Source organism: Paeniglutamicibacter sp., assembly GCF_046714615.1.
Taxonomy (GTDB): Bacteria; Actinomycetota; Actinomycetes; order Actinomycetales; family Micrococcaceae; genus Paeniglutamicibacter.
Genome location: NZ_JBKKAP010000025.1, coordinates 1 through 23,026, shown reverse-complemented (window position 1 = coordinate 23,026; position 23,026 = coordinate 1). Strand labels below are relative to the sequence as shown.

The following is a 23,026-nucleotide window of genomic DNA, read 5'->3' as shown; positions in this document are numbered from 1 at the left end:
ACGTTGGGCGTATCATATACAATGGGGCCGGGTTTTATCACCCCCGGGGACCACTTTCGTCGTGGAGCTAAAAGGTGGTGATCACGTTGCGGGCCACGGCGCCCGACCGTAGCGATTCGTAGCCGGCCTCGATGCCGTCCAGGCCGATATGGGAGGAAACCAGCTCGTCGAGCTTGAAGCGCCCCTGCAAGTACAGGTTGGCGTACATGGGGATGTCCATGGCGATGTTGCTTGATCCCATTGCCACGCCGCGGATGCCCTTCTGCTTGCCCATGAGGTCGCCGAACGGGGTGACATCGATAGTGGACCCGGGCTGGTGCACGCCGATCAGGTAGGCGGTTCCTCCGACCTCGAGCATGGCCACTGCCTGTTCCGTGGTCCGCTTCAGGCCAATGACCTCGAAGGAATGGGTGACGCCGCCGCCGGTGAGCCGAAGGACCTCGGCCACGGCGTCCGAGTCGCCGCCGTGGATGACGTCGGTTGCCCCGAAGATGGTCGCAAGCTCCAGCTTGGCCGGCTGCAGATCGATGGCGATGATGCGCGAGGCCCCGGCGAGCCTGGCCCCCTGGATGACGTTCAACCCCACGCCGCCTGCGCCGATGACTGCCACGGTGTCGCCGGGACGGATCCTGGCGGTGTTGATTGCCGCACCCGCGCCTGTGACAACGCCGCAGCCGAGCAGCGCCGCCTTGTCGAAGGGGATCTCGCGGGGAACGGGCACCACGGTGTTTTGGTGGACCAGGACCTGCTCGGCGAACCCACCGACGCCGATGAACTGGGTCAGCGCGCGGCCGTCCAGGCTTAGCCGCGGGGCGGAACCCGGCGCCCTGGAGGTGTGCGAGGGGACACGGCACTGGTAGGGGCGGCCTGCACGGCACGAGCTGCAGGAGCCGCAGGAGTGCACCGGGGAAGTCACCACGTGGTCGCCCACCGCCAGGCCAGTGACCGCGGAACCGAGCGCCGCCACGACGCCGGAGATCTCGTGGCCCAGCACGGCGGGCATCGGGAAGCCCACGTCGTTGCTTGCCACGTGCAGGTCCGAGTGGCATAGGCCGCTGGCCCGCACGTCGATGAGCACTTCCTGCGGCGCCGGATTGTCGATAGCTATCTCGAGTACCTCAAAGGCACCTTTCACCTCGGAGACCACTGCAGCTCTCATGGAGTTCCCTTCAAGAAATAATCGGTCGAATTGGTGACACAGGCCACCTTATGAAAATATACTAGTAGAGATTATGTATTTTAAGTAGCGTTCTGCAAACTCAAGGAGTGCCATGCGTGCAGCAGTCATCAATGCCATCGGAGCAGGATTCGAAATCCAGGACCTGGACATCGACGAACCGCGGGGTGCCGAGGTGCTGGTCCGGGTCGAGGCCGCGGGCCTATGCCACTCCGACATGATCGTCGCAAGCGTGGACCGCGGCCGCCCGCTGCCGATGGTCGTGGGCCACGAAATGGCGGGTGTTGTCGTGAAGTTGGGGCCCGAGGCCACCGACTTCCAGATCGGCGACCACGTGATTGGCAGCGAAATCAGTTTCTGCGGCGCCTGCGAGGAATGCGTCAATGGTGCCACCTACCGCTGTCTGAACCCGGGCGCTGTCATGCGCGCCCCGCAAGACCCGGCGCGCCTGAGCCTCGACGGGCAGCGCGTGGAGGCCTTCGGCGTCGCCGGCTTCGCCGAATTCACCGTGCTGCACCAGAACAAGCTGGTGAAGATCCCCGCCGAGATCCCGTTCGCCCAGGCCGCGGTGCTCGGCTGCGCGACGGCCACCGGCGTGGGTGCCGTGCTGAACTCGGCCAAGGTCGCCCCCGGGCAGAGCGTAGCAGTGGTTGGCCTCGGCGGCATCGGCCTGAACCTGGTGGCAGGCGCCCGCCTGGCCGGGGCCCGCACCATCATCGGCATCGACCTGCAGCCGGACAAGCTGGAGCTGGCCCGCAAGTTCGGCGCCACCCACGTGATCAACGGCGCCGAGGAGGATGTTGTCGCCCGCGTGCAGGAAATCACCGGCCGCGGCGTGCACCACGCCTTCGAGGCCATCGGTTTGGGTGCCACCCAGCGCCAGGCCATCGAAGCGACCCGCACCGGCGGCGACGTGCACTTCATCGGCATCCCGCAGGGCAAGCCGTTGGAGCTGAGCGTCATGATGGACCTGCTGGTGAAGCAGCGCTCACTGCACGGGATCTACATGGGCTCCTCGAACATCCGCAAGGACATCCCCTACTACGCGGAGCTCTACCTACAGGGCCGGTTGAACCTCGATGACCTGATTGCCCAGGAGATCGAGCTGGAGCAGATCAACGAAGCCTACGAACGCCAGGAAACAGGGGCCATAGCGCGCAGCATCATTCGCTTCTAAATCGTCCACCTCGAGGAGAACCCGGACACGAGAGCGGTGACACCGCCCGGCATCAAGCAGGAATCACGCGCTCGCGACGCAGGGTCTCGAACAGGGTGGCGAAGGAGGCAAGCGTGTCGGCGTAGTCGGTGAACCCGGCGCTGCGGCTACGGGTCATGTCGGTGAAGCATTCAACGGGGCGGTTGAGATCGCCGTCGGTGTGCCACCAGGACGCCACGCGGGCCAGCTCGGGTTCGGCCAGGTCCTCGCTTTCGACGAGCTCGCGCCACAAGTCGTCTTTGCCTGCCATTTGGTCTTCCAGGGGGCGCGGTCGGTCGGCGTAGCCCTCGGGTTCGACGCCCAGCAGTTGTGCGATCCTCGGCCACATCCACCGCCAGCGAAAGACGTCTCCATTTGCGGTGTTGTAGGCCTGGCTGGGCAAATTAGGGGTTGTGGCGGCCCAGATCATCTGCCGGGCGAGCAATGAGCTGTCGGTCATGTCTGTGACGCCGTTCCACTGCGCCTCGTTGCCGGGGAAGATGAACGGCGCACCTTCGGCACGGCACAGGGCGGCCTGGGCAGCGAGGGTCTGGCCGAGATTCATGGCGTTGCCCAGGGCGTGCCCGATCATGGTGTGTGAGCGGTGGACGCTCCAGGCGAAGCCGTATTCAGCCGCCGCCTGCCACAGCTCGTCTTCCTGGGCATAGTAGAAGTTCGGGGTCTCCAACCGGGGTTCGTCCTCGTGGAAGGGCGTGTCGCGTGTTGCCTCGGTGCCGTAGGCCTCGAACGGGCCGAGGTAGTGCTTCAATCCGGTCACAAGCGCTACATGCTGCAGGTTCCCGGAGGGCCCCGTCGTGTCAAGGACGTTGCGGACCATGGCGGCGTTGACGGTGATGTTTTCCGCTTCGGTGGGCCTGCGGCTCCATGCCGTGAAGAAGACATGGGTCGGGTCCAGCCCGGAGAGGGCCTCCTGCACGGCCTGCGTGTCGGCCAGGTCCGCCCGGACGGTTTCGACGCCGGGCTGGGAAACCGCCTGGCGCCGGGACAGGCTGGTGGTCTGCCACCCTTGGGCGACCAGTTCCCGGGTCAGGGCACTGCCGGAGATCCCGGTTCCGCCGACGACCAGGGCGCTTCGCCGAGGGGTGTTTTCCGTATTCGTCATGGGGCTCCTTGGCTTTTTTCCCCGGGCGGCACCCGCCGGGCGCGATCATGCTGTCCGATTCGTTCTTGCGGACACAGTCACCGTATCATCGCCGGCGATGCCCGGATCCAGTGGCCGGTGGCAGGCCATGGCATGTGGAACGGACGCCAAAACGGACGGCACCAGCCACCTCCGTCAACACGCCGACAGGTCGAACGAAACTTGTGAACGGGCCGAATGGCAAAGCCAAGGCAGGTCCGTCCCCTTAGGGAACGGACCTGCCTTGGCTTTGGGTCGGGGCTTTCCGGAAGCTGTCCCCTAGACCGTGCCTCCGTGCCGGGCTACGACCTCCCGGGCCAGCGCCTTGCCGAAGGCGGTGTGCGCGGCCAGGGCATCTTGGGCCGCAGCCGCGTCGTGCGCGGCAAGGGCCTCGGTCAGCGCGGCGACGTGGGTGTGGTCCATCTGGCGCGACCATTCGGCGGGGGTGAGCGCCTGACGCCACACGGTTCCCACGCCGAGGCGGCGGAACGAGTCGGTCAGCTGGCTCGAGCCGGCGACGCCAACCAGGGCATCGTGGTAGGCAACATTCAGGGCCAGGAACTCGTCAAGGTCGGACTCCGATTCCTGGCGAAGCCTGGCCAATTCGCCGGTGATACGCCGCAGCTCGGCGATGACCTCACCGGTGATCTTGTCCAGGTGCGAGGCAATGATGCCCGATTCGATGGTGGCGCGTGAATCGTAGGCCGAGTCAGTGAATTCCGCGGTGATCGGCCGGGGCTGGAAGGTTCCCGCCTCCGTGCGGAAGACCAGATGCTCGCTTTCCAGCTTCACGAGGGCGTTGCCCACGTGGGCTGCCTCGGAACGGGTGGACTCGGCAATGCCAGCGACATCCAGGTCCGCGCCCAAGTGGGTGCGGCGCTGCAACACCCAGTCGCGGGTGGCCTTGTAGGCGCTCAATTCCTTGACCGGTTCCAGCCGACCCATGGTGCCGCGGTAGTAGGCCAGTGGCTGGCGGTCGTGGGCCTCGGCGCTGGTGGCCAAGCCAAGGAAGACCGTGTGGGTGCCGCCGGTTGCCGTCTCATCCACCTTGCACACGATGGTGGCCAGCGCGCCGTCGATCAGCGGGATGCCTTCGGGGGAGATAGTGTGCGGGACGGTGGCGAACTTGTCCTCGCCCTTCCGTCCGAAGTGGAACGCCAAGTCGCTCTGGTCATCGGCCAGGATGTTGATGCCGAAGTATCCGGCCGAGACCACGCGGTCGTGCGTGGAGGAGGAGCGGTTGAGGCAGGCGAGCATCATTGGCGGTTCCATCGACAGCGAGGAAACAGCCGACGCGGTGGTGCCGTAGAGGACTCCGTCCACGACGGTGGTGATGACCGTGACGCCCGAGGCGAAGTGGCCCACCACGTTGCGGAAGATCCCGGCCTCGACGACAGCGGTCTGGTCGGCGGTGTTTTGGGTTTTCATCGTAACTTCTCCTAGCGGATCAGGGTTGAAACAGTGCGGGTGGGGTTGAGGGCTGCCATGAGGTCCCCCACGGTGTCGGCCGTTTCCAGGACCTGGACGGCGTCGATGACCAGGGGTGCGCGATCGGCCATGCCCGGCAGGCCGAAGCCGAGATTCAGGGTGAACTTCTCCAGAAGCCGTGCCTGGCTCAGCGGTGTCGATGCGTGGTTTCCGGCGGGATTCTCGACACGTACATGCCGAGTGCTCCCGTCCCGCAGGGTTGCCGTGGCCTCGGCGGTGAGGCGTTGGTCATTTGGGAGCGAACCGACAAGCTCGATGCGTTCAAGCAACGAGGCAATGCGTGGATCGCCCATGGCCTCTGGGGTGAGGTGTTCGGGGCGCACGGTGCCGTGCAGCAGGGCAGCAGCGGCCGTGAAGTGGATCGAAAACAGCCCGGCCACCGCGCGGCGCTCGGCCGGGTCGAAGCGCGCGCCGACAAAACCACCAAGCGTCCGTGCCGTCACATGGATTTCGACCTTGTCTATGTCCTCGATCGCCACGCCTTCCTCGGTGACCAAGCGGATGCAGGCTTCAAGGGACGGCTGTGCCGCCCTGCAGCTCGACCACGGTTTGATGGTTGTGTCCCCGAAGAACTGCTCGCCGAGCTCCGCTCCGGCCAGTTCGGGATTGGGGTCAGTGCAGTACATCTGGAAGAACCCGTGCTTTCCCTCCAACGGATCATTCGGGCCGGTGAGTCCGGCGGCCGCCAGCTGGGCGGAGGCGATGGCCGTGCGCGCCGCGAAGGCGATCGGCAACTTGAAGGCACTCGCCGCGTCGAAGATGTTGGCAACGGTGCCGCCGAGTTGGTTGCCCGCGATGCCCAGCGCGTGCTTGGCCGCTGCCGCGTCCAGTCCGAGCATCCGGGCCGCCAGGAGCGTTGCCCCCAGGGCATTGACCGTGCCGGTGTTGTCCTGCCCCGAGTACACGTCGAAGCCACTGGCGACGGCCAGGCGTGCCGTCACGTCGTCGCCGACCGCCAGTGCGGTCAGCAATGCCTCGCCACTCGCGCCGGTGAGTTCGGCCAGGGCCAGCGCGACCGGAACGGTGGTCCCGGAGATGTGGGCGGCCACACGGGTTCCGTCCGGCCCATCGGCCTCGACCGGTTCGAAGTCGAAGGACCGGGCCAACACGGCATTGGCGAATGCGGCGGAGGCCGCGGGCAACCGCAACGAGGTGCCGGGAACCGCGGCCTCGTCGCCTGCGCCCCATGCGGCGGCCACCCGAAGCATGGCTGCTGAGTCGGGCTCGCCGTGGCCCGCGGCCATCGCACCGAGGGTGTCCAGCAGCCGGGTCTTCACCCGGTCCACGGTCCGCGGATTGAGGTCCCCAAAGGTTGTCCCGAGCGCATGGGCGACGAGCCGGTCCACCAGGGGAGTTGCGGTTTCCATTGCCGTTCTTCCCTAGGCCCGGGCGGTCAGTGTGGCCGCGTCGAGTCCCAGGTCCTCGGACTCGGTCAGGACCGGAAAGATGCCCAGTTCGGCAAACATCGCGTCGAAGGATCCGGTCTCGCCCTTGGCCTGTGCCTTCTTGTGGTCCAACGCCCGGGCACGGTTGACCGAGCCGAGGTAGAAGCGCTCGTAGAGTTCGTTGCGGCTGCCCAGTGCGGAGCCGGCGAAGTCCCATGCGGTGCGGAAGATCTTGGCACGCTCCTCCGGCGAGATGCCGCCGGCACCCGGCAGGTACTTGCGCAGCAATGGGCCAAGGCGCGGATCCCCGAAGGATGCCGCGGTCGGGGTGGCCAGCAGGTTGTGCGAGCCCATGGACTTGATGATGTCGTTAACCCGCGCCATCCACAGCGGCATCATGGTGCGCAGTGCGGAGATGTCGTCGTGGCAGAAGTAGGCCCCGCCGCCCCATTCCGAGGCATTCATCTCCGCGGAGTGGATGACAGCGCGTGCGATGCGCAGGTACGAGTAGATCTCGCCAAGCATCGAGGCGGTGTCGGGCTTGGAATCGGTGCCGGTGACCTTGGCCATCTGGGTGCACAGGTCGTAGGCGAACTCGAGCTTCACCGAGGCGCGAATGGCTGTCTGCTGCTGGGTGTTGCCCGTTGCGGTGCCGCCGTTGAGGGCGTTGTAGACATCCAGCTGGCCGTCGATGAAGACGCGGTCCCAGGGAACCAGGACATCATCAAAGATGATGACGGCATCCTGCTCGTCAAAGCGCGAGGAGAACGGCTTGTCAACGACTTCCTGGTCCACGCCGTAGTGGTCCCGGCACACCGAGACGACACCGGGGGTTGCCACCGGGATGGCGAAGGAAAGTGCGTATTCCTCGTACCCCTTCTGGATGGGGACGGCAGGGTAGACGTAGAGCTCGTCGGCGATCGGGCCGAGCGTGGCGAGCATCTTGGCGCCGCGGACGATCAGCCCTTCGTCGGTGCGGTCGACGACGCGCAGGGTGAGTTCCTCGTTGATGCCCTGCAGTTCTCCGACCGACTTGTCGATGGCGGCGTGCACGATGGTGTGGGTCAGGGCCAGGTCGTGCTTCTGCACGTGCTTCCAGTAGGCTTCGAGGCGCTCGAAGTACACGGGGTCGCCGGAGCGGTCGAAGATGTCCTTGCGCGAGGCATGGCCGGCGAGCACCACGTTGACATAGTCGGGGGTGCGGCCGAGCATGCCGTTGGAGTAGCGGGCCAGGCGGTCGAAGGCCCGGTGACGTCGGGCGATGTCCTCGGCATTGCGTGGACGCAGCAGCGAGACGTTGTGCTCTTCTCCCGATTCCATGTCCGTCATGAGGCAGTCGGCGGCGTACTTGTGCTGGTAATCGAAGTAGGCGGCCATGCCGTTGATCGAACCGCTAAAGGTGGGGTGCTCGGTGATGTCGATGCGTTCGTTCCCCAACCAGACCTCTCGGGTGTCCTTTAGGCCCGCCTTGTACTGTGCTCCTGTGCGTGCGCTCACTTGGTTCTCCTTAGGGTAAGTATCTCACCCTGATGCAGTGAGAATATATTCTGGCTATCAGTTTATATACCTGTCCTTGGATCGCGCAATGGCAAAGCCACCCATTTTTCGCATTTTTGGAAGTGGGGCGCGGGGATGCCGGTCATGCAAGAAAATATTCTCATGTAAAAAATGCGTAAACTTTGCAGTTTGGCGTGATGTGGGTCATCATGAACTAAGTCACACTTTTTGTAGTCGAAGGAAGCGTTCCAGTGCCGATCAAAAAACTCCCCCCAACGAAGGATGCGCCGGTGTCCGACACCCTCAATACCAAGGACCTGCGCCGCGTGCTCGGCTCAAGCCTTCTGGGAAGCATTATTGAGTACTACGACTTCATCCTTTATGCGACGGCCGCCGCGCTGATCTTTGACAAGGTCTTCTTTGGCAACCTGGCCCCGGGTCTTGCGCTCTTCGCTTCCTTCGGAACCTTGGCTGTCGGATACGTTGCCCGTCCCCTTGGCGGCATCATCTTCGGTCACTTTGGTGACTTGGTGGGGCGCAAGAAGATGCTCGTGCTCTCGATGATGCTGATGGGCTTTGCGACAATCGCCATAGGCCTCCTCCCGACCACCGCATCCATTGGAATGGCGGCCCCGGTCATCCTTGTGCTGTTGCGCATGGTCCAGGGCATCTCCGTGGGCGGTGAATGGGGCGGTGCGACACTGATGGCACTCGAGCACGCCCCGGCGTCCAAGCGTGGACTTGCCGCATCGTTCGCGAACGCCGGCGGCCCCGCCGGCGGACTGCTGGCCACCTTCGTCGTGTCCGGGGTATCGGCCCTCACCGGAGACCAGTTCCTCGTGTGGGGTTGGCGCATACCGTTCCTGTTCTCCGCGGTCCTTATCGTTGTCGGCATGGTGATTCGCCTGAAGGTTGCAGAGTCTCCTGTGTTCAAGGAGCTCGATGTCAGGGCGGAAAGCATGGAGAAGGAACGCCGTTCGCCGATCATGCGCGTATTGCGCAACCACCCCCGCATCGTCACTATCACGCTGGTTGCCTCCCTCGGCTTCTATACCTGCCAGGGCATCCTGACCTCGTGGGGTGTGTCCGTGGCCGTCAGCGAGGGCGTTGACCGCTCGACGGTGCTGAACATCAAGGGCCTCGCGGCAGTCATTACCATTGCCGTCTGTTTCTGGGCCGCGCGATTGTCGGATCGCATTGGGCGCCGCGCCGTGCTGACCCTCGGCGGAATCCTGGGGGTCCTGTGGGCCTTTCCTGCACTCTTCCTGATGCACAACGGCACGGCCTGGGGCTTCATGGTCGCGGTGCTCGTCGGCAACGGCGTTGTCCAGGGCATTCTGGCCGGTCCCATCGGCGCCTACATCTCGGAGCTTTTCCCGGCAAGCGTCCGATACACCGGAGCCTCGTTGTCATACCAGGGTGCCGCGACCCTGGGCGCGGGATTCACCCCGATGATCGCCACGGCACTCACGCTGGTCGGCGGCTTCGTCTGGGTGGGTGTCTTCTGGGTGGCGATCCTGATCCTTGGTCTCGTCGCCGTGCGCATGGGTCCCGAGGGGGCCGATTCCATGCAGCCCAAGAAGCATGCGAAGGCCCGGCAGTTGCAAACACACTGATGCGCGACGTGACGAAGTGAACCGAGGGGCCGATATTTCCGGGTATCGGCCCCTCGTCGATGAGCGCGAGTCCAATCATCAGAAAAACTGACCTTATTGAACAGAAACTTCTGTATTTACGAATTTTGGTTCCCTTGGGACGATTGAACCAAAGCCCCCCCAATGTGAGTACCGTCTCGTCGCACCGAAGCGATGGACGCCTGCGAAAGGAACAGCCGCAATGGCACCGAAGAACCCCAAGCACATGGTGTTAACGACATTCATGCTGCCGGCCGGCTACCACAAGGACTCCTGGCGCATGGAGGGAAGTCGCTCCGAGGAACTGGCCAACCTGGAATTCGTCTATGACCTGACCAAGATGGCAGAGGACGCGAAACTTGACGCAATCTTCTTCGGCGATATCGTCCACGCCAACACCGTGATGCGCGGCGACATCAAGATGAACGGCTTCTACGAGCCGATGACGGTGCTAGCCGCCCTCGCCGCCCGCACCAAGAACATCGGCCTGATCGGCACGGTCTCCACCTCCTTCTCCGAGCCCTACAACGTCGCCCGCCAGATGGCCGGTCTTGACCACATGTCCGGGGGCCGGGCTGGCTGGAACATCGTCACCTCTTCGGACGGATTCCAGAACTTCGGCATCACCGAGGCGCCGGATCCGGCGACCCGCTATCGCCGAGCCACCGAGTTCGTCGACGTCGTCCAGAAGCTCTGGGACTCATGGGAGGACGACGCGGTAACCAACAACAAGGAAACCGGCTGGTACGTCGACACGGCCAAGATCCATCCGATCAACCACCGCGGCGAATTCTTCAATGTCGAGGGTGCGATCAACATGCCGCGTTCCCCCCAGGGGCGCCCGGTGCTGGTGCAGGCCGGTTCCTCGGGCCCAGGCATGGAGCTGGGATCCTCGATCGCCGACGGCATCTACACTGCGCAGCCCATGAAGGAACCGTCCATCGAGTTCTATGCGAAGTTCAAGGCGATGGCCGAGGCCAAGGGGCGTCGCGCGCAGGACGTACAGATCATTCCCGGAATCCTGCCGATCCTTGGCGATACCCAGAAGGAAGCCGACGAGCTTGCCGAGCACCTGGCCAACCACATCCACATGGGCAACGGGCGCGTGCAGGTGGGCGCGGACCTGAAGCTGGACCTCTCGTCGCTGGACTTCAACGAGTCGATCCCGGCCGAGTGGTTCTCCGATGACCCTGCCATGGGATCGCGCTACCAGATCTACCGCCGCAAGTCGGTGGAGCAGGGCATGAGCCTGCGAGAACTGATCGTGGACTTGGCCCGATCGACCGGCCACCAGTGGATGGCCGGCACCCCGGGTGCCGTTGCCGACCGAATGATCGACTGGTTCGAGTCCAAGGCCTGCGACGGCTTCAACCTGAACTCCCCGTTCAACCCGGGCGGCTTCAAGCTGATCTGCGACAAGCTCGTCCCCGAGCTCCAGGAGCGCGGCTACTTCCGTTCGGAGTACGAGGGAACCACGCTGCGTGAGAACCTCGGATTGTCGCGTCCATCCTCGATCCGCACCAACGTCCTGGCCTAGGCCGGTGGTGCGGCGTGGTCGAAAAGCTCGGTAGCCACCTCGATCCAGGCCTGGGCGCGCACGCTCAGCCGGGTGCTGCGCGGCCACGCCACGGAGACGGGAACCGGCTCGGCGTTTCCCCGTCGGGGAGTGCGAAGGGGCTTGAGAACCACGCGAAGTTCCTGGTAAGGCGCATCGAGCGCCGGTTGCTGGAACAGCACCGCCACGCCGCGCCCGGAGCCGACCAGGGAGCGAACCGTCGCGTAGCTTCGGGAGCGGTGGCGGATCACCGGGGCGATCCCCGCTTGCTCGTACAAGCCCAGGATCCTGCGGGACACCGGCTCCGCATCGAAGAGCACCAGCGGCTCCTCGGCAATATCCGCCAGGGTGATCGTGTCCTGGGCGCTGAGTCGGTGGTTGGATGCAACCAGCACGTAGGGTTTGGCGACAGCGACCGGGGCGCTGAGCAGGGACGGGGAAATCTCGGCGCCGTAGAGGAAGGCCACGTCGATCGATCCGTCGAGCAGCGCCTGCTGCATTTCGTCGTGGTAACCCTCGACGAAGTCGACCTCCACCTCCGGGCATTGCTCGGCGAAGGCGGTGAGCATCGTGGGAATGATCGTGGGCCCCAGGGTCATGAAGCATCCGACCGTGAGCGGGCCACGCAACGAGGCGCGGGTTCCCTGTCCCAGGGATTCGAGCTCATCGGCCAGTTCCAGCAGCGTGCGGGCCTGTTGCAGCACGGTCCTGCCGGTGGCGGTGAGGGTCAGGCCCTTGGCGCGTCGCTTGATGGCAAGATCCGAGCCAATGATCCGCTCGAGTTCCGCAATCGACATGGAGATGGCAGAGGGTGCCATATGCAGCCGGCGGGCGGCCTCGGCCATTGTTCCGGTCTCGGCGGCGACCACGAAATGCCACAGTTGGCGCAACGTCAGTTGAGGGTGGGACTCAAGATTCATACTTATCAATCTAATTGATGCGAAATGCAATGCAGTACACAATCTTTGACTTAGTAGGGATCGGCCCGCGGCTTCGCCCGGGTCACGAAAGGATGAGCAATGGATCGTCGTGAGGAATTTCTGCGTCGCGCGGAAGAAATCGTCGGTGCCGAGAACGTGGTGGCACTGGAGCATCCCGAGGGATATATCGATCCATACCCGTTGAACCCCGGACGTGTCCCGTGGCCCGGGGTGCGTCCGGCGAGCACCGCCGAGGTGCAGCGGATCGTGCGCCTGGCCACCGAGCTCGAGGTGCCGCTGTGGACCTTCTCGTGCGGAAAGAACCTTGGCTATGGCGGCCCCGAGCCGCGCGACGCCGGCATGGTGGCACTTGACCTGAGCCGGATGAACAGGATCCTGAAGGTCGACGATCGACTCTGCTACGCCGTCGTGGAACCGGGGGTCACCTTCTTCGATCTCTTTGAATACATCAGGGAAAACGGACTGAAGGTGTGGATGAGCGTCCCTGCGCTGGGCTGGGGCTCGGTGCTGGGCAACATGCTCGACCGCGGCTACGGCATGACGCCGCACGGGGACCACGTGAAGTCCCTCTGTGGCATGGAGGTCGTGCTGCCCGACGGCGACCTGGTGCGCACCGGCATGGGAGCCATGGAGGGCACCGACCTCGGACCGATCTTCCAAGGCGGATTCGGGCCCACGCTCGATGGGCTGTTCACCCAGTCGAACCTCGGGGTCGTCACGCAGGTGGGCCTATGGCTGCAGCCGGCCCCGCACACCTACGTCAACGGCGACATTGCCGTTGAGCGCGAGGAAGACCTGCCTGAGCTGATCGACATCCTCACCACGCTGCGCCGCGAAGAAATCATCCAGAACAATGCCCTGTGCGGCAACGTGGTCCGCGCCGCCACCATGCGGGGGAACCGTGCCAAGTTCTGGGACGGCGAGGGGTCGATTCCAGACTGGCGGCTCGAGGAAATGCGCCAGGAATTCGGATTGGGCCAGTGGAACGGCAAGTTTGCCCTCTATGGCGATCTGGGGCTGTGCGAACGCCGGCTGGAAATCATCAAGGAACGCATCTCTGTGATCCCGGGTGCCCGCGTGGATGCCCGGTTCTACTCGGGCGTCGAGGGCATGGCCCTGCAGCACGGGGACATCGCCGACCTGGACCGCACGCAAATGGCCGGGGTACCCACGCTCAAGCCGCTGTCCACCGTGGGATGGGCTGCGGAAAACGGCGGACACATCGACGCGGCGCCGATCATCCCGGCCCGGGGCGAGGAAGTGTATTCCTTCTACAAGGAGGCCAAGCGCCTCTATACCAAGCACGGATTCGACCTGTACATCGGCTACCACCTGTACCCGCGGCACATGGTCCACGTGACGATGATCTTCTTCGAGCGCGGCAACGAGGAAATGCTGACTCGGGCCCGCGCCCTGTACTCGGAGCTACTGGAGGTCGCCCGTTCGCGCGGGTATGCGCCGTACCGCAGCCACGTCGACTACATGGACCGAATTGCCGACGGGTTCGATTTTAACAACCACGCGATCCGGCGGCTGCAAGAGAAGCTCAAGGATGCCCTTGATCCGGCCGGTGTCATCGCCCCGGGCAAGCAGGGCGTGTGGCCGGCCCGCTACCGCGAGGCTCGATCGTCGCTCGAAGCGGTGGCCGAGGTCCGCTAGCCAAATCGTGGTGGATTCCCGCGGTGTCCCGCCCGAGGGGGCGGGGACACCGCGGCTTTCGTCGTGGCCCGTGCTCGAGGGCGTCCAAAGGGTTCGGCCCTCTGCCGTGGCGTGGGCCTGATGTTTGGAACGAACCCGGGAGTCGGCTATGACACCTTCTGTGCGGTGCTTGCCAGGCCGACCTCGCCGGCGCGATGCACCGCGGTGAGGGTGGTCTCGTAGTGGCGACGCAACAGGGCGCCGGTCGTTTCCGCATCCCGGTCCAGGGCCGCGGCGAGGATGTTGCGGTGCTCCTTGGCGAGATCGCGCTTGACATCGCGTGTTGCGATGCCGGCCCACCGCCCGTAGAGCTGGGACAGGTCCGACAGGGTACAGGTCAAGTCGATCAGCACGGGGACGCCGCAGGCCTCTACGAGCTTGGCATGGAAGGTCTGGTGGGCGTGGTTCCATTCCTCGGTGTGCACGTCGGGGTTCTCCGGATCACGCCGAACCGTGCGTTCCAAGGTGTGGTGGGCCGCGATCAATTCGCTTTCCCATTCAATGGAACCGCGTTCTATGGCCATGGATACGGCCAATGCTTCGTTGACGCAGCGCATCTCGGTGATGTCGCTCAGCTCGGCCAGGGAAAGCTCCGGAACGAAGAATCCGCGATTGGGGCGAAGCTTCACAAGGCGGTCGCCAACAAGCCGGGTCAGCGCCTCGCGGATCACCGTGCTCGAGGTTTCATAGTGCTCGGAAAGTTCGGTCAGTTGCAGCCGTGCGCCCGGTGACCACCGGCCTTCGAGAATATCGTTGCGCATGGTGTCCCTGATGTGTTTGGACAGGGTCACCGAGTCGGTCATCTTCGCCATGGGAAAATCATACCAAACGATGCAGAGAATGCATTTTGTGTTGACTTATGCATAACCCGCGGGTGAGACTTGATACAAATCACCATGCGGCCCCGTTGTGCGGGCCGGGTTACCCCCACAGCACTAGGAGCGGACATGACCGAATCCCTGATCCAGGACAGAACGCAGACCCAGATCGATGATCTGTACTGGCGTGAGGAATACTCGCCCATCACCGACGATGACGACCACCTGCTCCGCATCGTGCAGAACACCGACCTGCCCGCCCTGCTGGTGGCCCTGGCCGCCGTCACCGGCGACTACTCGATACTGCGCGAGGACCTGCGTCCGCCGCAGCCGCCAGTCGACACCGTGGGCACGCCCCACGGTGGCTTGGATGCATCCTCCCAGGAACGCGCCCGCGAGCTGGCCTTCAACGCGCTGCGCCGGGTCCGCGATGAAAAGCTGACCAGTGTCAGCCCGCTGACCGACGAACAGGCAGGGGACATCCTGGACTGGATGACAAACGGCGCCACCCGCGAATACCACCCGATGCTCATGCACGACATGGCCCTGGTGCCCCAGCACAATGGCACCCCACGTCACCACGCCAAGGACCTGGCGCCCACCAGGGAATTCACTGTCGCGGTCATCGGCTCCGGCGTTGCCGGCATGGCAGCGGCCTACCGCCTGAAGCAGGCAGGCTACGACTACACCGTCTTCGAAAAGGGCCACGAAGTCGGCGGCACCTGGTGGAAGAACACCTACCCGGGCGTCCGTCTGGACACCCCCAACTACGCCTACTCCTTCTCGTTCGCCCAGCGCGATAACTGGCCGCAGCAGTTCTCCGAAGGACCGGAGATCCTCTCGTACACCCGAGAAGTCGCAGCCCGCGCCGGGATCAGCTCCAACATCCAGCTCGGCGCAGAGGTCCTCGGTGCCGTCTGGAATGAGGCCACCGGACTTTGGGCAGTGGAAATGAGCATCGACGGCGGAGCGGTTGAAGTACGCCACTTCAACGCAATCCTTTCGGCGGTGGGCCAGCTTGACCGCCCCAAGTTCACCGACACCCCGGGCCGCGAGAAGTTCGCCGGCACCCAGGTGCACTCCGCCCAGTGGGATCCGGCCATCGACCTGCGCGGCAAGCGCGTGGCTGTCATCGGCTCGGGCGCCTCGGCCTACCAGATCGTCCCGGCCATTGTGGACGAGGTGGCGGACCTGAAGGTCTTCCAACGCTCCTCGCCCTGGATGCTGCCCACCCCCTTCTACTACGAGGACATGCCCGAATCCGTCCTGTGGCTGGCCGAACACCTGCCGCACTACGGCCAGTGGCTGCGCTTCTGGCAGCACTGGCTGGGTGTCGAGGGACGCCAGCACACCACCGCGGCCGACCCGAACTGGACCACCCCCGGTTCCGTTTCCGAAACCAACGCCCGGGTGCGCAGCCAGCTGATCGAGCTGCTGCAGAAGCAGTACGCCGACCGGCCCGACCTGCTGGAAAAGGTCACCCCCGACTATGTGGTCGGCGGCAAGCGCATGCTGCGCGACAACGGCGTCTGGTCGGCCAGCCTGAAGAAGCCGCAGACCACGCTGATCACTGCGGGTCTGGCGGAGATGTGCGCCGAAGGCATCATCGATGCCGAGGGCACCCTGCACGAACTCGACGTGATCATCTACGCCACCGGGTTCACCGCATCCGAGTTCCTCGAACCGCTGAAGATCACCGGGCGCGAGGGCAAGGACCTGCACGAGCAATGGGCCGGCAACGCCACCGCCTATGCAGGCATCACCGTGCCGGGCTTCCCCAACCTGTTCATCGTCTCGGGGCCCAACACCGGCCACGTGGTCAACGGTTCGCTGTTTTCCATGATCGAATACGGACTGAACTACATCCTCGACGCGCTGCGCATCGTGCTTAGCGATGACCTCAAGGCCCTGGACCTGCACCCCGAGGTGCTGGAAACGTTCGTGGCCGAACTCGACGAAGCCAACCGCGCCAAGGCCTGGGGGCACCCGGACGTGAAGACCTGGTACAAGAACAAGCAGGGTCGCGTCTCGCAGATCTGGCCCTACCCGATGCTCGACTACTGGAACATCACCCGGAGCGTGAACCTCGAGGATTACGAGACCATCGCGTGAGCCCATGCGCAGTGCAGGTCCACCGCGGCGTCACCTACGGGGAACTGGCCGATCCAAACGATCGCTTCTCCGCCCTGGTCGATCCAATCACCGGCGCATCCGGGGAACCTGCCGCCTTTCCGCAGCGCCCGGGTGCATTGGACTGGTTGCTGGGGCCGGCACTGGCCGAACTCCCTCAGCGGGAGGACGCCTTCCAGGTGAACATCTGGGCACCGATTGGTGCCTCGGGGCTGCCGGTGCTCTTCTACATCCCGGGAGGTGCATTCATTTCCGGCGCGGGTACCGTGCGCTGGTACGACGGAACCCGCCTCGCGGACGAAGGGCAATGCGTGGTGGTCAGCGTCAACTACCGCCTCGGAATGCTCTCCCATGCAGGCGAGATCGGTGGCGGAAACCTGGGCGTGGGCGACCTGGTGCAGGCGTTGCGCTGGGTTGGCAAGAACATTGCCGGCTACGGCGGAGACCCCCGGAAGCTGACCATGGTCGGCCAGTCCGCCGGGGCCTTCTACGCCTTCCTGCTCAGTCAGCTGGAGCAGACACGCGGGATGATTGCCCGCACGGCGCTGCTCTCCTTGGCGTTCCAACCGCCCCTGGGAACCATTGAGGCCGCGGAGCGCCGGCGAATCATCGCCCAGGAGCTGGGCCGTTCCACCGCCGCGGACGCCACCGGGGAGGAACTACTGGATGCCCAGCAATGCGTTTCCCAAGCCTATGCGGGCAAGGGGCTGGGCATCATGCCCGCCGCCGACGAAGTGGTGCCGGCTGATCTCTTCGACGTCCGGGCAGCGGCACAACGTTTGCACGTGGGCGAAATGTTGTTGACCCATACCTCGGGGGAAGCCTCGGCCTTCCTGGGCCGGGCACCCGAGACGGCCTTCGGGCCCCCGTCGGTGGCGGGATTCATTGGTGCACATTTCGAGGATGCATCGGCAGTGGCTGCGCACCTGGCCGCCGAGCACCCGGACTCGCCCAAGTCGCAGCTGATCGGCGCGATGACCCTTCACCAGTTCGAGTCCTACGCAGCCGAGCTTGTTCTCGCGGTCGGCAAGGTGGGAAAGGAAGTTGCTTCGGTGCGTTTCGACTATGAGGCCAAGGACCCGCGGATGGGTTCGGCCCACGGATTCGACGTCCCGTTCCTTTTCGGGAACCGTTCGGATTGGTCAGATGCGCCCATGCTGGAGGGGACCTCGGACGAGGACTTCGAACAGGTCGGCGGTCACTTGCGCTCGCTGGTGCTGGGATTCGTTGCCTCGGGTTGGGCAGGCTCCCCGATGCCCACGGCGTTGACACCGGTGGACGGCGGTCAGGCGCATGGTTATGCCCTTGACGCTGAGGGGCTGCGCAGCATTCCCCTCGAGGTCCGGTTCGGGGCCAAGCGCCCCGTGCAGAAGGTTTCAGGTGGATAGCGATGTGGCCGGCGGTTTTCACCGAGCCATCCTCGACGCAGAGGCCGCACGACTGGATGCCATGATCGCCGCCGACCTCGCCGTCCTTGACGGACTGCTCAATGAATCCCTGAGCTACGTCCATTCCACCGGGCGCTGCGACAGCAAGGAAACGTTGTTGGGGTTCATTTCGGAGGGTGCTGTCCGCTATCTCGAAATTGAGCACGAATTGGATGCGGTGCGGGAAACGGTGTCCGGCCTGGCCGCCGTGACGGGCACCATGCGGATGCGCCTGGTCAGTGGCGGGGTTGAGAAATCGATATCCACCCGGACTACCAACCTCTGGGTGACCGGAAGTTCCGCCTGGAGTCTGGTGGCGTTCCAAGCCACCACGCTCCCTGGTTCATAGGAACATGGAACATGGAATCCTTGCCGTGCGTGGCAAGACCCGCCTTGTAAGGGAACGCAGGCCGGGAATTCGTATCGAGCAGGCATGAACCTGGATCTTGAACTCTTTCCGGCGTGGGCCTGTCATGAGTTGTTCATAAGCAAAACCGATGAATTGATTCGATAAAAACAGTTTTACGTATGTGCCGCGACGCATCATCCTTGTGTGAAGGACATCTCAATCTTCTCGCGTAAGGAGCAGTTCACGTGCACAGCACTTCCCTCAAACCCCATGTAGTCACCCTGGGAACGGCGGGCGGTCCCCGTTGGTGGACCGGTGAAAACGCCGGCAAGCGTGCGGGCATCGCCACCGCAGTGGTCGTCGGCGACGCCGTGTACCTGGTCGACGCCGGAACGGGTGTGGGCAACCAGCTCATGAAGGCAGGGTTCAGCACCGCGAACCTGCGTGGCATCTTCCTGACCCACCTGCACTCCGACCACACCATCGACCTGGCGTCGCTGGCGATCTTCGGGCTTTTCACCATCACTCCCGGGCAGGCGCCGATCCACATCATCGGCCCCGGGGACCGCGGCGCCCTGCCGCCGGCCTCCCCGCGGGCACTGGTTCCGCCGACGCCGCTCTACCCGAAGAACCCGACCCCGGGCACCGCGGACATGTTCAGCCACCTCATGCAGGCCTACGGCACCGACTTGAACGATCGCGTGATCGACGCACTGCGTCCCTCTCCGCTTGACCACTTCATTGCCTCGGACATCCAGATCCCCGCCGGCACCGGCTACGACCCCAACGCGAACCCGACACCGGAGAACTTCGAGCCCTTCGAGATCTACCGGGACGAGCTGGTCACCGTGACCGCCACCCTGGTCAAGCATCCCCCGATCGCCCCGGCCTTCGCGTTCCGCTTCGACACCGCCGAGGGTTCGGTGACGATCTCCGGGGACACCGCGCCGTGCGAGAACCTCGTGACCCTGGCACGCGACACCGACCTACTGCTGCACGAAGCCATTGACTTCGACTGGGTCCAGCGTAGCTACGGGAGCATCGGCACCGAGGCGGCCGCCGCCTCGATGGACCACCACCGGCTCTCCCACACCTCGGCCGCCCAGGCCATCGAGCTGGCCGATCGCGCCGGGGCCCGCACCCTGGCCCTGCACCATCTGGTGCCCGGGACGACGCCATTAGCCACGTGGCTATCCCACTCCAAGGACTTCTCCGGAACCTTCCTGGTTCCCGAGGACCTCGATACCATTTCCTTTAACCGCATTCGAACAGAAATGATGGTTGCACGATGAGCCACACCAAGATCCCCGCCGGGCAGTCCCCGGAGGTCGCCGTCCCGTCGCTGAACTCACCGCACATGCGCAGGATCCTGGCCTCCAGCTTCATTGGCAGCGCCATCGAGTTCTACGATTTCATCCTCTACGCCACCGCCGCGTCCCTGGTCTTCAACAAGGTCTTCTTCGTCAACCTCCCGCCCGCGGTGGCACTCTTCGCCTCCTTCGCCACGCTCGCGGTGGGCTACTTGGCCCGCCCGCTGGGCGGCATCATCTTCGGGCACTACGGCGACAAGCTGGGCCGCAAGGGCGTGCTGATCACCTCCATGGTGATGATGGGCGTTGCCTCGACGATCATTGGCTTGCTGCCGCCGACAGCGCAGGTGGGCGTGATCGCCCCGATCGCGCTGATTGCCCTGCGCATCATCCAGGGCCTGGCCGTGGGCGGGGAATGGGGCGGGGCCATGCTCATGGCCCTGGAACACGCACCCAAGGAGCGCCGTGGTTTCGCGGCAAGCTTCGCGAACATGGGCGGCCCGGCCGGAGCGGTGCTGGCAACCCTGGCGGTCTCCGCGGTCTCCACGCTGCCCACCGAACAGTTCCTGGCCTGGGGCTGGCGCATCCCGTTCATTGCCAGCCTCGGCCTGGTCGCCATCGGCCTGGTCATCCGCCTGAAGGTCACCGAATCCCCGCTCTTCCTGGCCCTTGAAGGCAAGGCCGAGGAGAAGAAGATCCCGCTGCTGCAGGTGCTGACCAAGTACCCGAAGTCCGTTCTCATGGGCACGCTGGTGGGCATGAGCTCCTACACCGTGCAGGGCCTGATGACAGTCTGGGCCATCTCCTACGTCGTCGAGGAAGCAGGGATGGACCGCACCGCGGTGCTGAACGTCAAGGCCGTCGGTGCCACCCTGACCATCGTCGCGGTGTGGTTTGCCTCCCGCTACTCGGACAGGCTGGGCCGCCGTCCGGTCATGATGTTCGGCATCATCGCCGGCGCGGTGCTGGCCCTGCCGATGATGTGGATGCTGCAGATGGGCGAACTGTGGCTCTTCGCGATCGCGTTGTTCCTGGCCAACGGCGTCATCCAAGGCACCATCTTTGGGCCGTTCGGTGCCTTCACCGCCGAACTGTTCCCCACCCGGATCCGCTACACCGGGGCCTCGCTGGTCTACCAACTCTCCTCCACGCTTGGTGCCGGCTTCACCCCGATGATCGTCACCGGTCTGGTGCTGCTGGGTGGCGGCACGCTGTGGATTGCCGGGGCGGTGTGGGCAGGGGTCTTCGTCATCGCCGCGCTTGCCATGCGCAGCATCAAGGAAGGCAAGGACGCCGACCTGGGCGCCGAGCAGATGTAGCCAGCCACGGCCTCCGCGGCCAGGGGCCGGGCTCGTCCATTCAGGACGGGTTCGGCCCCTGCTCGCGTTCGGCCCCTATGCGTTCGCAGAATTCGATGAAGGCCCGCAGACGCAGGCTCGGACGCTCCGAGGCCGTGTAGGCGACGCAGATGTCGCTGTGGCCCACCTGCCCCTCGATTTCCAGCACGGCAAGCGGCAACCCGTCGTAGCTCAGATCCACCGGGGGACGCTGCACCAGCACCGTGTAGCCCAGGCCCCGGGCCACCATGCCGCGCACCGCTTCGAAGTTCGAGCTGCTCCAGGCGATCTTCGGGTCCAGGCCGGACATGCGCAGGTTCACCAGCTGGTTGTCGCGCACCGTGGGGATGTCCAGGGACACGAAGTCCTCGTCCGCCAGATCGGTGAGCCTCACACTCCCGCTGCCTGCCAGGCGGTGCCCGGCCGGCAGCAGGACGTAGGGGCGTCCGCTCATCACCGTGGTGTGCTGCACCTGGGGCAGTAGGTGCCGGGTATGGGTGATGACAGCATCGAGGTACCCCTCAAGCAGGCGCTCCTGCAATTCGGCGCCGTCGCCCTCGGTGATGCGCACCTCGAGCCCCGGGTTCGGCAGGGTGAACCGCTCGCAGACCACCGGCAGCCAAAATGCGGAGAGCCCCGAATACATCCCGATGTTCAGCGGGCCGACCAAGCCACTCTGGCGCTCCCCAATCAGCCCCTGGACCTCCTCGGCGTGCCTGACCAATTCCTTGGCATCGCGCAGGAAGTGGGTTCCCACCCCGGTCAGCACGACGCCGCGGGCCCGGTGCCGCACCAACAGCTGGGACCCGACGATGCGCTCGAGTTCCCCAATGGCCTGGGACATCGCGGCCTGTGAGATGTGGCAGGCTGCGGCCGCGCCGGAGATCGTGCCGGAATCGGCCACGGCAATGAAGTACTGCAATTGCTTGAAGGTGTAGTTGACCACCCATCCAGCGTAGGTGATGTGCGCGGTCCAGGGTGTGGCGGCGGTTGGGTTTCGGTTCGCAGGCTGTGCCATGATTTCACCATGGAGAACAAGTCATCGCCCGTCGAGTCGGTAGACCGTGCCCTGTTGCTGATGCTTGCCATGCGCGATGCAGGCCCGCTCTCGGTCAAGGCCGCGGCCGAGCTGCTGGACGTGGCGCCCTCGACGGCGCACCGGCTGCTGACAGCACTGGCGTTCAGGGGGTTCGCAGCCCAGGGTCACGACCGGACCTACCGGCAGGGGCCGGAGCTCTCCGGGCGCACCCCGCAGTTGATCTCCACCCAGCAGCTGCGCAAGCACGCGCAGGCGGCGCTGGTCCGGCTGCAGGGCACGGTGGGGGAGACGGTGCAGGTCATGGTCCTGAACGGAGGCAACATCCAGTTCGTCGAGGGCGTCGAGTCGGCGCGGACCCTGCGGGTGGTCAAGCGCGTGGGGGACATGATGCCGGCCTTCGTGTCCTCGGGCGGGAAGGCGATGTTGGCGCGGCTGACCAACGCCGAGCTCGAGGAGCTGTACCGCTCCGGGTTGCAGCCCTGGCCGACGAGCAAGACCACCACCCTGGCCGCGCTCAAGCGCAGCATGACCAAGATCCGCCGGGACGGCTTCGGCACCAGTTTCGAGGAAACCGAGCAGGGGGTGGTGGGCCTGGGCGTGAGCATCAACGACCCTGACGGGCGTCCGGTGGCCGCGGTGACCACCGCGACTCCCAGCATTCGCTTCGACCGCTCCGCCATGCCGAGCCACATCGAGGCGCTGCAGCTGGCCGCGGCCGAGATCATGGAGAAACTGCGCGGAGACTGACGCCCAAGGGCTAATCGCCGCTTAACGCACGGTGCCGCCGGGGCCGCCCCCAAAGGGGCGGCCCCGGCGGCCCCCGCCGGTTTGGGGCCGGGCCGGCTCCGGGTGGCGGGCGTCGCCGGGTCGTGCAGGTCCGGCGGGTTGGCCAGCACCCCGGTGTA

Annotated in this window: 18 protein-coding genes; 10 read left to right on the top strand and 8 right to left on the bottom strand. The window is 64.9% G+C overall.

All coding sequences use genetic code 11. From position 1 onward, the window contains the following. Positions 1-67: 67 nt before the first annotated feature. Positions 68-1,159 (bottom strand): Zn-dependent alcohol dehydrogenase, encoded by a 1,092-nt coding sequence (locus ACLQ7E_RS03015; RefSeq protein WP_411731071.1) that lies wholly within the window; start codon positions 1,157-1,159, stop codon positions 68-70. A gap of 112 nt (positions 1,160-1,271) precedes the next feature. On the opposite strand from ACLQ7E_RS03015, the gene ACLQ7E_RS03010 reads away from it, so the two are divergent. Then, positions 1,272-2,354, top strand: coding sequence for a zinc-binding dehydrogenase (locus tag ACLQ7E_RS03010; RefSeq protein ID WP_411731070.1), 1,083 nt, complete (start codon positions 1,272-1,274; stop codon positions 2,352-2,354). 52 nt (positions 2,355-2,406) lie between these two features. Here the strand turns inward: ACLQ7E_RS03010 and ACLQ7E_RS03005 are convergent, their stop codons facing one another. From ACLQ7E_RS03005 to ACLQ7E_RS02990, 4 genes are all read right to left on the bottom strand, one after another. Next, positions 2,407-3,495: an SDR family oxidoreductase gene (locus ACLQ7E_RS03005; RefSeq protein ID WP_411731069.1), complete on the bottom strand. Its 1,089-nt coding sequence runs from the start codon at positions 3,493-3,495 to the stop codon at positions 2,407-2,409. A gap of 297 nt (positions 3,496-3,792) precedes the next feature. Further along, the gene (locus ACLQ7E_RS03000) at positions 3,793-4,941 is read right to left on the bottom strand and encodes a flavin reductase (RefSeq protein WP_411731068.1); all 1,149 of its coding nucleotides are present in this window, start codon (positions 4,939-4,941) and stop codon (positions 3,793-3,795) included. 11 nt (positions 4,942-4,952) lie between these two features. Continuing rightward, positions 4,953-6,368 (bottom strand): MmgE/PrpD family protein, encoded by a 1,416-nt coding sequence (locus ACLQ7E_RS02995; RefSeq protein ID WP_411731067.1) that lies wholly within the window; start codon positions 6,366-6,368, stop codon positions 4,953-4,955. A gap of 12 nt (positions 6,369-6,380) precedes the next feature. Beyond that, the gene (locus ACLQ7E_RS02990) at positions 6,381-7,883 is read right to left on the bottom strand and encodes a 4-hydroxyphenylacetate 3-hydroxylase N-terminal domain-containing protein (RefSeq protein ID WP_411731066.1); all 1,503 of its coding nucleotides are present in this window, start codon (positions 7,881-7,883) and stop codon (positions 6,381-6,383) included. A gap of 290 nt (positions 7,884-8,173) precedes the next feature. Between ACLQ7E_RS02990 and ACLQ7E_RS02985 the strand changes: the two genes are divergently transcribed. Both ACLQ7E_RS02985 and ACLQ7E_RS02980 read left to right on the top strand, forming a co-directional pair. Continuing rightward, on the top strand, positions 8,174-9,499 hold the full coding sequence (locus ACLQ7E_RS02985; protein ID WP_411731065.1) for an MFS transporter: 1,326 nt from the start codon (positions 8,174-8,176) through the stop codon (positions 9,497-9,499). 220 nt (positions 9,500-9,719) lie between these two features. Further along, positions 9,720-11,054: an LLM class flavin-dependent oxidoreductase gene (locus tag ACLQ7E_RS02980; RefSeq protein ID WP_411731064.1), complete on the top strand. Its 1,335-nt coding sequence runs from the start codon at positions 9,720-9,722 to the stop codon at positions 11,052-11,054. Here the strand turns inward: ACLQ7E_RS02980 and ACLQ7E_RS02975 are convergent. Continuing rightward, the gene (locus ACLQ7E_RS02975; RefSeq protein ID WP_411731063.1) at positions 11,051-11,992 is read right to left on the bottom strand and encodes a LysR family transcriptional regulator; all 942 of its coding nucleotides are present in this window, start codon (positions 11,990-11,992) and stop codon (positions 11,051-11,053) included. The genes ACLQ7E_RS02980 and ACLQ7E_RS02975 overlap by 4 nt on opposite strands. 99 nt (positions 11,993-12,091) lie before the next feature. Between ACLQ7E_RS02975 and ACLQ7E_RS02970 the strand changes: the two genes are divergently transcribed. Continuing rightward, positions 12,092-13,672, top strand: a complete 1,581-nt coding sequence (locus tag ACLQ7E_RS02970) for an FAD-binding oxidoreductase (protein ID WP_411731062.1) — start codon at positions 12,092-12,094, stop codon at positions 13,670-13,672. 146 nt (positions 13,673-13,818) lie between these two features. Here the strand turns inward: ACLQ7E_RS02970 and ACLQ7E_RS02965 are convergent, their stop codons facing one another. Beyond that, a complete protein-coding gene (locus tag ACLQ7E_RS02965; protein WP_411731061.1) occupies positions 13,819-14,523 on the bottom strand; it encodes a GntR family transcriptional regulator in 705 nt (234 codons plus the stop codon). Between the two features lie 135 nt (positions 14,524-14,658). On the opposite strand from ACLQ7E_RS02965, the gene ACLQ7E_RS02960 reads away from it, so the two are divergent. From ACLQ7E_RS02960 to ACLQ7E_RS02940, 5 genes are all read left to right on the top strand, one after another. Then, positions 14,659-16,641, top strand: a complete 1,983-nt coding sequence (locus ACLQ7E_RS02960) for a flavin-containing monooxygenase (RefSeq protein WP_411731060.1) — start codon at positions 14,659-14,661, stop codon at positions 16,639-16,641. After that, a complete protein-coding gene (locus tag ACLQ7E_RS02955; RefSeq protein ID WP_411731059.1) occupies positions 16,638-18,047 on the top strand; it encodes a carboxylesterase family protein in 1,410 nt (469 codons plus the stop codon). Before ACLQ7E_RS02960 ends, ACLQ7E_RS02955 begins: the two co-directional genes overlap by 4 nt. Further along, positions 18,040-18,435, top strand: a complete 396-nt coding sequence (locus ACLQ7E_RS02950) for a nuclear transport factor 2 family protein (protein ID WP_411731058.1) — start codon at positions 18,040-18,042, stop codon at positions 18,433-18,435. Before ACLQ7E_RS02955 ends, ACLQ7E_RS02950 begins: the two co-directional genes overlap by 8 nt. Before the next feature lie 245 nt (positions 18,436-18,680). After that, positions 18,681-19,727 (top strand): MBL fold metallo-hydrolase, encoded by a 1,047-nt coding sequence (locus ACLQ7E_RS02945; RefSeq protein ID WP_411731057.1) that lies wholly within the window; start codon positions 18,681-18,683, stop codon positions 19,725-19,727. Beyond that, positions 19,724-21,064 (top strand): MFS transporter, encoded by a 1,341-nt coding sequence (locus ACLQ7E_RS02940; protein ID WP_411731056.1) that lies wholly within the window; start codon positions 19,724-19,726, stop codon positions 21,062-21,064. Before ACLQ7E_RS02945 ends, ACLQ7E_RS02940 begins: the two co-directional genes overlap by 4 nt. 40 nt (positions 21,065-21,104) lie before the next feature. Here ACLQ7E_RS02940 and ACLQ7E_RS02935 read toward each other — a convergent pair whose 3' ends face one another. Continuing rightward, on the bottom strand, positions 21,105-22,100 hold the full coding sequence (locus tag ACLQ7E_RS02935) for a LysR family transcriptional regulator (protein ID WP_411731055.1): 996 nt from the start codon (positions 22,098-22,100) through the stop codon (positions 21,105-21,107). A gap of 9 nt (positions 22,101-22,109) precedes the next feature. Between ACLQ7E_RS02935 and ACLQ7E_RS02930 the strand changes: the two genes are divergently transcribed. Then, positions 22,110-22,868, top strand: coding sequence for an IclR family transcriptional regulator (locus tag ACLQ7E_RS02930; RefSeq protein ID WP_411731054.1), 759 nt, complete (start codon positions 22,110-22,112; stop codon positions 22,866-22,868). Positions 22,869-23,026 lie beyond the last annotated feature (158 nt).

Coding starts and splice junctions, on each gene's coding strand:
- ACLQ7E_RS02980 (WP_411731064.1), top strand. CDS start 9,720: ATGGCACCGAAGAACCCCAAGCACATGGTGTTAACGACATTCATGCTG.
- ACLQ7E_RS02970 (WP_411731062.1), top strand. CDS start 12,092: ATGGATCGTCGTGAGGAATTTCTGCGTCGCGCGGAAGAAATCGTCGGT.
- ACLQ7E_RS02960 (WP_411731060.1), top strand. CDS start 14,659: ATGACCGAATCCCTGATCCAGGACAGAACGCAGACCCAGATCGATGAT.
- ACLQ7E_RS02965 (WP_411731061.1), bottom strand. CDS start 14,523: ATGGCGAAGATGACCGACTCGGTGACCCTGTCCAAACACATCAGGGAC.
- ACLQ7E_RS02975 (WP_411731063.1), bottom strand. CDS start 11,992: ATGAATCTTGAGTCCCACCCTCAACTGACGTTGCGCCAACTGTGGCAT.
- ACLQ7E_RS03015 (WP_411731071.1), bottom strand. CDS start 1,159: ATGAGAGCTGCAGTGGTCTCCGAGGTGAAAGGTGCCTTTGAGGTACTC.
- ACLQ7E_RS02995 (WP_411731067.1), bottom strand. CDS start 6,368: ATGGAAACCGCAACTCCCCTGGTGGACCGGCTCGTCGCCCATGCGCTC.
- ACLQ7E_RS02940 (WP_411731056.1), top strand. CDS start 19,724: ATGAGCCACACCAAGATCCCCGCCGGGCAGTCCCCGGAGGTCGCCGTC.
- ACLQ7E_RS02935 (WP_411731055.1), bottom strand. CDS start 22,100: ATGGCACAGCCTGCGAACCGAAACCCAACCGCCGCCACACCCTGGACC.
- ACLQ7E_RS03000 (WP_411731068.1), bottom strand. CDS start 4,941: ATGAAAACCCAAAACACCGCCGACCAGACCGCTGTCGTCGAGGCCGGG.
- ACLQ7E_RS03010 (WP_411731070.1), top strand. CDS start 1,272: ATGCGTGCAGCAGTCATCAATGCCATCGGAGCAGGATTCGAAATCCAG.
- ACLQ7E_RS03005 (WP_411731069.1), bottom strand. CDS start 3,495: ATGACGAATACGGAAAACACCCCTCGGCGAAGCGCCCTGGTCGTCGGC.
- ACLQ7E_RS02930 (WP_411731054.1), top strand. CDS start 22,110: ATGGAGAACAAGTCATCGCCCGTCGAGTCGGTAGACCGTGCCCTGTTG.